Below are 7,298 nucleotides of genomic sequence, written 5' to 3'. Positions count from 1 at the left end.
GCCGGCCCGTCTTCGATCGCCAAATAGCGTCGGCATTGACCGCTTTTGAGGATCGTCCGCGCCGTCGGCGTCAGCTCCTTCGTGATCAGGACCAGCGGAACCGAATCCCAGTCGCAGCGGGCCTGAAGCTTTGCTTGCAGATGTTCGTCGTTGAACCCGTAACCAACGCAGAAGTAGGCGCGGGCTTTCTCTACCGCGGCATTGGCGCAGGCGAGGACCGTGGTGAAGGGCTCGCCATGCGTGAGGCGATATTTCTCGATGCCGGGTGTGATCATCAGCGGCGTGAGCGCAGCGGGTATCTTGAGCGCGCTCCGCACCCCGAAAATTTGCTGCGCTGAATCCTGGAACCAGTCGAGAGAGCCATGGACTTTCCAGATCGCGACGGTACGCACCGCGCGCCCGTCGACCGACACACGCGTTTTAGGCGCGGCGGGACAGGGACGTCATGCGATCGCGAGACGCCGCGCTGGACGACCCGTAGCGGTGCGAAGCTCGGCGAGCGACCGCTCGACATTTTGCAGGATCGCTTGCGTCCGCTGTCCGCCGGTCACGAGACCAACTTCGCCGGCCAGCACATCCTCGAGGGTGCGGCGGGCACTAACCCCCGGCGATCCGATGATGAACGACTGACCCTGCTCGACCCACAGAAGCCCGAGCGCACCGCGGCTGTCGTCGTCGGCACCGCGATTGCCCGCTCGCGAAAATCCCAGAAGCTCTTGGAGGCGCTCCTCGGCCTCGTCGCCGGTTGCCCGTCCCGCTGCGCTCTCAAGCTCGACCGAAGCGGACTGGAGGAAGCGTTTGCGGAGGCGCCATCTCGTGCCGTCGATCTCGAAATCGAGCTCGACGGTGGGCGCGACCTCATCACCGTGCGGGCGAAAGGAGCGGATGCGGTCGCTCCGTGAGCCATGACGTTCAAAGAGGACGGCGCGCAACGCTTCGAGAATCGTCGACTTGCCTGCTTCATTCTGGTCGCAGAGCAGGTTGAGGCCGGGTTCGAAACCGGCGAGCCGCAGCGGCTGGCGAAATTTGCGAAAATTTTCGATCGTGAGTTCGTGAATCCGCATCAGCGTGCGTCCTGGCGCTCGGCGCGCTTCTGCTCGACATAGAGCCGCTCGAGGGCAGCGGCGGCCACCCTGCCTTCGGCGCCGCCGTCGGCCGCAGCCGCCTTCAGCGTCTCGGCCGCGGCACGGAGTACGCCGTTGGCATCGATTTCGGCGAGATCGGCATCGGTCGGGCGCGCAAACAGATCGGCAAGATTGAGGTCGAGCCAGCGCACCTCGTGTGCGAGTTCGCCTTCGAGGCGGTCGCGAAGCGCAACACGCTCGGCGAGCGTCAGCATCCCCGACAGCTTCAATCGCGCGACAAGGTGGCGGCGCTCAACGCCGGGCGCGAGCGCGGCGATCAGCGGGTCGAGATCGTCGATGGCGGCGAGCGACCAAGTCTCTGCGGCCCAATGATAGCGTCCTGTCTCGATGTCGGAAACTGCTGCCCGTTCGAAGGCCTCGACGTCCGGCGCCATGCGCCGGATATGAGCCGAAATGTCGGCCTCGGGAAATGGCGCGTGGATTTCGGCACGGATCCACCAGGACGCGGTGAAGGTATCGATCTCGTCATTCTCGGCGGCGTCGACATGCCCGTCGCATCGCGACAGGAAAATGAGGGCGGTCAGGCCGGCGCCGAGGTCGGCACGCTGCACCGGCGACAGGCCCCAGCCGAGCGGGCTCGCCGAAATCCGGTCGTCGGCGAACGGCGCAAAATAGTCGGTGCCGCCGGCCAGTTCCTCGCCCGTCTCTGCGTCGTGGACGGCATCGATGCGCGTCATCAAAAAGACACGCTGCGCGCGGCGATGATGGCAAAAGGCCCGCAGATAGCGCTTGCCCTGGCCGGTTTCGATGCGGATGCAGCTGACCTGTCGCAGCGACGCGGCTCCCTTCGCGTCGCGATAGGCGATGATGATCGTCAGGCCATTGACGCTGTCGCCTGCGAGTTCGCGCATTGCCGCAAAATCGGCGGGTGCTTCATCGGAATCTTCATGCGGCAGGCGGGGCGCAAAGCCTTGCGGCGACGGCGCGTGCGGAACGCTTGCGCCGAATCTCTCGCGAACCAGTTCGAGTATCTGAAGCATATGAACCTCTGTCCTTTGTTACATAAGGGCAAATGATGGGGCGATGCTCATGACAGCGCCAGCGCGATGCGGCGGATCATGTCGGCTACGTCGGTTTCGAGATGCGCATGGCGCTTGACCCAGAAGCGGCGGAGCAGATCCTCCGGGATATAATCGTCATATTTTTCATGGGCGAGATTGGAGACGAACCGGCCAAGGGTCTCGATCGGCGGGCAACCGTCGAGCGCCCCGAGCACATGGGCCGCCTCGTCTGAAGGCGTGCCGAGGAGCGTCACCCCGACGTCGAACGTTTCGCATTCGAATCCGACCGATCCGAGCAGCACGGCGAACAGGCCGTTGGCGACGCTGCCACGCCAGGTCATGAGATGCGTATCCTTGCCGGCCGCGATCAGCGGCGTTCTCGCGAGGTCGAGGGCTGCGAACATGTCGCGCCCTTCCGCGAGCAACTGGGCAGCGACGGGGTCGAGATAGGCTGGCATGTCGGATGCGACGAGGGCGTCGCGGATCGCACCCGCGAGCCGATCGTGGATCGGTTCCCCCGACACGCGATCGAATTTGGGGATCCGCCCCGCGCGATGCGCGACGACCTCGACGACTTTCGCTGGGTCGTCGATCGCGACCGCGCGCCACCGGCGCCCGGCGAAGGACAGGATGCTTCCGACGGCGAGCGCATTGACGATCGGCAGCGTGCCAAGCGCCCGGCCCTGATTGACGAGGCGCCACTCTTCGTCCGTTTTGAAGTTGGCGTAAAAGTCGCGCGAGGCGGTGAGCCGTTCGCCAAGTGGCCCGAGCATCAACGACCCGTCGGGCGCCTGTTCGAGCATCGGCTCTTCGCCGCCGCCAAGCCCGCGCAGCAAATCCGCGAAATCGCCGGGTTCGATCGCCGCGAACGGTCCGTCGCGGCCGATCGCCCTGTAGAGTTGATCGGCGCGCTGCGCGCCGCGCTCTGCAATGCGCGACAGGAGCTGGTGGACGGTGACGGAGAGCAGGGCAGGGTCGCCCGACGGCGGCTCCACGAAGCGCTCGGCAAGCAAATGCAACGCCGCGACCGATTGCGCGACCGGAAGATGGAGCCGATCGAGCGGATCGGCGTCGGCTGCCAGATAGGGCTCGCGGATATAACCCCGGAAAATGGCGGCGCTGCCTTCCCGCCGCCCGGACCGGCCAAGCCGTTGACGCAGCGAAGCGAGCGAGCGCGGTGCCCCGAGCTGGGCAACGCTGTGGACCGACCCGATATCGATGCCGAGTTCAAGCGTCGTCGTGGCAACGGCAGTGGTGGGGAGGCGATCCTCCTTGAGGCGCGCCTCAACCTCTTCGCGCAATTCCTTGGCAAGGCTTCCATGGTGCGGGAAAAACTCGTTTGGCACGCCGCCGTCTTCGGACAAGGTCCTGAGGCGGTCGGCGAGTGCTTCGACATTGGCGCGCGAGCCGGCAAAGAACAGGTTGTTCTTGCCGCGCAGGATCTCGTGCGCGTGACGCGCGATCTCGGCTAGCGCACTGCGAGCCGGCGTCGTCACCAACATCGACGGCACGCGCCAGTCGATCGGAACCCTCGTCTCGGCGAGCCAGTCGGCGACCGGCGCCTTGCAGGCGGCGCAGGCGGGCAACCAGATCCTCGCCGTCCAGTCGCAGCAGCTCTCCGACCTTACCGCGGCGCTCGCCGCGCAGGGCCGCGCGCAGATGCTCGACGCTGCGCGCAGCGCCGCCGCCGAGGCTGAAGGCCGCGAGCGCTTCCGCCGCTTCCGCAAAGGCAATTGAGATGGGCCGGGCGGCGAAGATAGCGGCGGTCGCGGTGCTGGGCGGCCTGCTCATGACGCTGGCAATTCTGCATGCGTCATCGCCGCCTACGCCTCGTGCGCCCGTCCCCCCGATCTCCGGGGCGAGCGCACACCCGGCAGCCGCCGACGTCGCCGACCGCTGCCGCACGGTCACGGTCGCCGATGCGGACTGTGAAGCGGCTTGGGACGCCAAGCGCCGCCATTTCTTTGGACAGAAGGACTAGCCCGATGGAAGACACCGGCGTTATCGACCAGTTTCTGGCGGTCTTCTCGACTTATATCGACAGCGGCTTCGGCCTGCTCGGGGGCGAAGTCGGCTTTCTCTCCTCGACCCTCATCGTCATCGACGTGACGATCGCCGCGCTGTTCTGGGCGTGGGGCACCGACGAGGACATCATCCAGCGCCTCGTCAAGAAGACCCTCTACATCGGCGTCTTCGCCTTCATCATCGGCAACTTCCAGGCGCTGGCCGTCATCATGCTCGAAAGCTTCGCCGGCCTCGGCCTCAAGGCGAGCGGCGGCGCCATGGCGATCGGCGACTTCATGCGTCCCGGCGTCGTCGCCGCGACCGGCATCGATGCGGCGCAGCCCCTGCTCGATGCATCGGCGGACCTGGTCGGCCCGGTCGGTCTCTTCACCAACTTCGTGCAGATCATGATCCTACTGATCGCCTGGGTGATCGTCGTCCTCGCCTTCTTCATTCTCGCGGTGCAGGTCTTCGTGACCATCTTGGAATTCAAGCTGGTGACGCTCGCGGGCTTCGTGTTGCTGCCGTTCGCCTTCTTCGGCCGCACCGCCTTCATGGCCGAACGCGTGCTTGGCCACATCATATCGTCGGGCATCAAGGTGCTCGTCCTCGCGGTGATCACCGGCATCGGGGTGACCCTGTTCGACCGCTTCATGCAGGCCGGCCTCGGTCCGGAGCCTGACATCGAACAGGTCATGGCGATCGCGCTCGGCGCTTTGACGCTGCTCGGCCTCGGCATCTTCGGCCCATCGATCGCCAACGGGATCGTCGCCGGCGGTCCGCAACTCGGAGCAGGGGCCGCCGCCGGCACCGCAGTCGCCGCAGGCGCAACGCTTGCCGCCGGGGCGGCTGGCGCGACCCTGGCCACCGGCGCGGCTGCAGCGGCGGCGCGCGGCACAGCAGCAGCGAGCGCGCGCGGTGCGGGGAGTGCGTCGGCCGCTTATGCGGCGGGCGCGGCCGGGAAGAGCAGGGCGAAGGCCATCGGCGGAGGACTTGCGAATGTGGCGCGTACCGCAGCCAGCGGCGCAGCTTCACCTGTTCGCAGCATGGCCGAACGGGTTCGCGCGAATTTCGCGGCGGGCCGCGACGGTCCCACCGATAGCGCGGCGCCAGCGCAAGCCGCGAGCGCGCCGCCGGCCTGGGCGGCCGCAATGCGGCGGCGCCAGACCATGACGCATGGCGCGACGATCGGCGCGCAGACGCTCAAGAGCGGCGACAGCCACGGGGCCGGATCGGCGCCGAACATCAGCGAAAAGGACTGATCCCATGTTCAAAAGACCCACCAATCATTATGGCCGCGCGCCCGAGCCGGTCACGCCCTACCAGCGCGCCGCGCAAGTGTGGGACGATCGGATCGGTTCTGCGCGGGTCCAGGCCAAGAACTGGCGGCTCGCCTTCTTCGGCGCGCTGATCATCTCCGGTGGTCTTGCCGGCGGCCTGGTCTGGCAGTCCGCCCGCGGGACGATCACGCCCTGGGTCGTCGAGGTCGACAAGCTGGGTGAAGCGCGCGCGGTCGCGCCGGCCGACGGCGATTATCAACCGACCGATCCGCAGGTCGCGTTCCATCTCGCGCGCTTCATCGAACATGTTCGCAGCATTCCCGCCGATCCGGTCGTGCTGCGGGCCGACTGGCTCAGCGCTTATGACTTTACCACCGCGACCGGAGCGCAGGCGCTCAATGACTATGCCCGCACCAACGATCCCTTTGCCGAGGTCGGCAAGGCCCAGGTCGCGGTCGATGTGTCGAGCGTCATTCGGGCTTCGAAAGACAGCTTCCGCATCGCCTGGAGCGAGCGCCGATATCAGGACGGCAGCCTAGTCGAGCGTTCGCGCTGGTCGGCGATCGTGACCGTCGCGATCCGGCCGCCACGCACGCCCGACGCGCTTCGCCGCAACCCGATCGGGCTGTTTGTCAATGCTATCAACTGGTCGAAGGAACTCAGCCAATGACGCGATATCCTCTGCTTCCGATCGCACTCGGAGCCATGCTGTCCCTCCTTGCGGCGCCCGCCGCGGCGAGCGAGGCCGCCGATCCCCGCCAGCGCGTCGGCCGCGCCAACGCCGAGGCGCGCGTGCAGCCCGACCGGCAAGGCTATCGGAACGCCATCCAGCAATATGCCTGGTCCGAAGGCGCGCTCTTTCAGGTCTATGCTGCGCCAGGGCAGGTCACCGATATCGTCCTTCAGGAAGGCGAACAGCTCGTCGGCCCGGGGCCGGTCGCCGCGGGCGACACGGTGCGCTGGATCATCGGCGATACGGTCAGCGGGACCGGGGCCCGGCGGCGCGTGCATATTCTGGCGAAACCCACCCGATCCGATATCGCCACGAATCTCATCATCAACACCGACCGGCGCACCTATCATGTCGAGCTGCGCGCGACCGCCGCGGCCTATATGGCATCGGTATCCTGGACCTATCCCGCCGATGAGCTGATCGCCTTGCAGCTTGCCGAGGCCGAGGCGGCGAGGGTGGCGCCCGTTGCCGGGGCGATCGATCTCGCCGCGCTCAACTTCCGCTACCGCATCGCAGGCGACAAGGCCGCGTGGCGGCCGGTGCGCGCCTTCGACGACTCGCGCCAGCTAATCATCGAATTCGGTGAGGATATCGCCACCGGCGATATGCCGCCACTCTTCGTCATCGGCGGCAGCGGCGAGGCAGAGCTTGTCAACTACCGGGTGCAGGGCCGCTACATGATCGTCGACCGCCTTTTCGAGCGCGGCGAACTCCGCTTGGGCGCCGGAAAGCAGGCCCGCGTCGTTCGGATCAAGCGTGAAATGCCGCGCCGCCGGGGGCGGTCGTGACCGGGCCGGCAAGCGAGGCGGTGGCGCCCGCCGACGTGCCGGAAGCGGGCGAGCGCACGGCGCCCGGCCCGGAGGTCGATCCTTTTCGGCTACGCGGCGACACGCCGCGGGTCATGCGGCTTTCGCGCAAGGCGCTCGCGATGATCGGCGCTGCCGGCGGCACCGCGATCGGCGGCGCTCTGCTCTGGGCGCTGCAACCCGTAGCCCCGAAGACCGCCGAGAATCTCTACACGGCCGATGGAGCGAATCGCGCCGAAGTCGTCACCGGTGCGCCCGCCGACTATGGCAAGGTGCCGAAGCTCGGACCGCCGCTACCCGGCGATCTCGGGCGACCGATCGTCTCGGCG

The 7,298-nt window shown here is 67.1% G+C and carries 8 protein-coding genes and 1 pseudogene; 5 read left to right on the top strand and 4 right to left on the bottom strand.

Features of this window, described 5'->3' with window-relative positions; translation table 11 throughout:
• The 4 genes from A3E77_RS09045 to A3E77_RS09030 all read right to left on the bottom strand — a co-directional run.
• On the bottom strand, positions 1–413 hold a 413-nt coding region (locus A3E77_RS09045; protein ID WP_293645122.1), incomplete at its 3' end, for a hypothetical protein.
• 30 nt (positions 414–443) lie between these two features.
• Complete coding sequence (locus A3E77_RS09040) at positions 444–1,064, bottom strand: AAA family ATPase (RefSeq protein ID WP_293645120.1); 621 nt, start codon at positions 1,062–1,064, stop codon at positions 444–446.
• On the bottom strand, positions 1,064–2,125 hold the full coding sequence (locus tag A3E77_RS09035) for a WYL domain-containing protein (protein WP_293645118.1): 1,062 nt from the start codon (positions 2,123–2,125) through the stop codon (positions 1,064–1,066). The genes A3E77_RS09040 and A3E77_RS09035 overlap by 1 nt, the downstream gene beginning before the upstream one ends.
• A gap of 47 nt (positions 2,126–2,172) precedes the next feature.
• Complete coding sequence (locus A3E77_RS09030) at positions 2,173–3,648, bottom strand: helicase-related protein (RefSeq protein ID WP_293645208.1); 1,476 nt, start codon at positions 3,646–3,648, stop codon at positions 2,173–2,175.
• Here A3E77_RS09030 and A3E77_RS09025 point away from each other — a divergent pair.
• The 5 genes and pseudogenes from A3E77_RS09025 to trbG all read left to right on the top strand — a co-directional run.
• Positions 3,614–3,883, top strand: a pseudogene (locus A3E77_RS09025) (P-type conjugative transfer protein TrbJ); the annotation flags it as partial. The gene A3E77_RS09030 and the pseudogene A3E77_RS09025 sit on opposite strands and share 35 nt — an antisense overlap.
• Before the next feature lies 1 nt (position 3,884).
• Positions 3,885–4,127, top strand: a complete 243-nt coding sequence (gene trbK-alt, locus A3E77_RS09020) for a putative entry exclusion protein TrbK-alt (protein WP_293645116.1) — start codon at positions 3,885–3,887, stop codon at positions 4,125–4,127.
• Positions 4,128–4,131: 4 nt separating this feature from the next.
• A complete protein-coding gene (gene trbL, locus A3E77_RS09015) occupies positions 4,132–5,412 on the top strand; it encodes a P-type conjugative transfer protein TrbL (RefSeq protein WP_293645114.1) in 1,281 nt (426 codons plus the stop codon).
• 4 nt (positions 5,413–5,416) lie between these two features.
• Positions 5,417–6,100 (top strand): conjugal transfer protein TrbF, encoded by a 684-nt coding sequence (trbF, locus tag A3E77_RS09010; RefSeq protein WP_037557588.1) that lies wholly within the window; start codon positions 5,417–5,419, stop codon positions 6,098–6,100.
• A gap of 35 nt (positions 6,101–6,135) precedes the next feature.
• Positions 6,136–6,951, top strand: a complete 816-nt coding sequence (gene trbG, locus A3E77_RS09005) for a P-type conjugative transfer protein TrbG (protein WP_327523827.1) — start codon at positions 6,136–6,138, stop codon at positions 6,949–6,951.
• Positions 6,952–7,298: the final 347 nt, after the last annotated feature.

The organism is Sphingopyxis sp. RIFCSPHIGHO2_12_FULL_65_19, assembly GCF_001830555.1.
Lineage (GTDB): Bacteria > Pseudomonadota > Alphaproteobacteria > Sphingomonadales > Sphingomonadaceae > Sphingopyxis.
This window is presented reverse-complemented; position numbering and strand designations above follow the sequence as displayed.

Excerpts from the sequence above, each read along its gene's own strand:
- A3E77_RS09040 (WP_293645120.1), bottom strand. The coding sequence starts at position 1,064 with ATGCGGATTCACGAACTCACGATCGAAAATTTTCGCAAATTTCGCCAG.
- A3E77_RS09035 (WP_293645118.1), bottom strand. The coding sequence starts at position 2,125 with ATGCTTCAGATACTCGAACTGGTTCGCGAGAGATTCGGCGCAAGCGTT.
- A3E77_RS09030 (WP_293645208.1), bottom strand. The coding sequence starts at position 3,648 with ATGTTGGTGACGACGCCGGCTCGCAGTGCGCTAGCCGAGATCGCGCGT.
- trbK-alt (WP_293645116.1), top strand. The coding sequence starts at position 3,885 with ATGGGCCGGGCGGCGAAGATAGCGGCGGTCGCGGTGCTGGGCGGCCTG.
- trbL (WP_293645114.1), top strand. The coding sequence starts at position 4,132 with ATGGAAGACACCGGCGTTATCGACCAGTTTCTGGCGGTCTTCTCGACT.
- trbF (WP_037557588.1), top strand. The coding sequence starts at position 5,417 with ATGTTCAAAAGACCCACCAATCATTATGGCCGCGCGCCCGAGCCGGTC.
- trbG (WP_327523827.1), top strand. The coding sequence starts at position 6,136 with ATGCTGTCCCTCCTTGCGGCGCCCGCCGCGGCGAGCGAGGCCGCCGAT.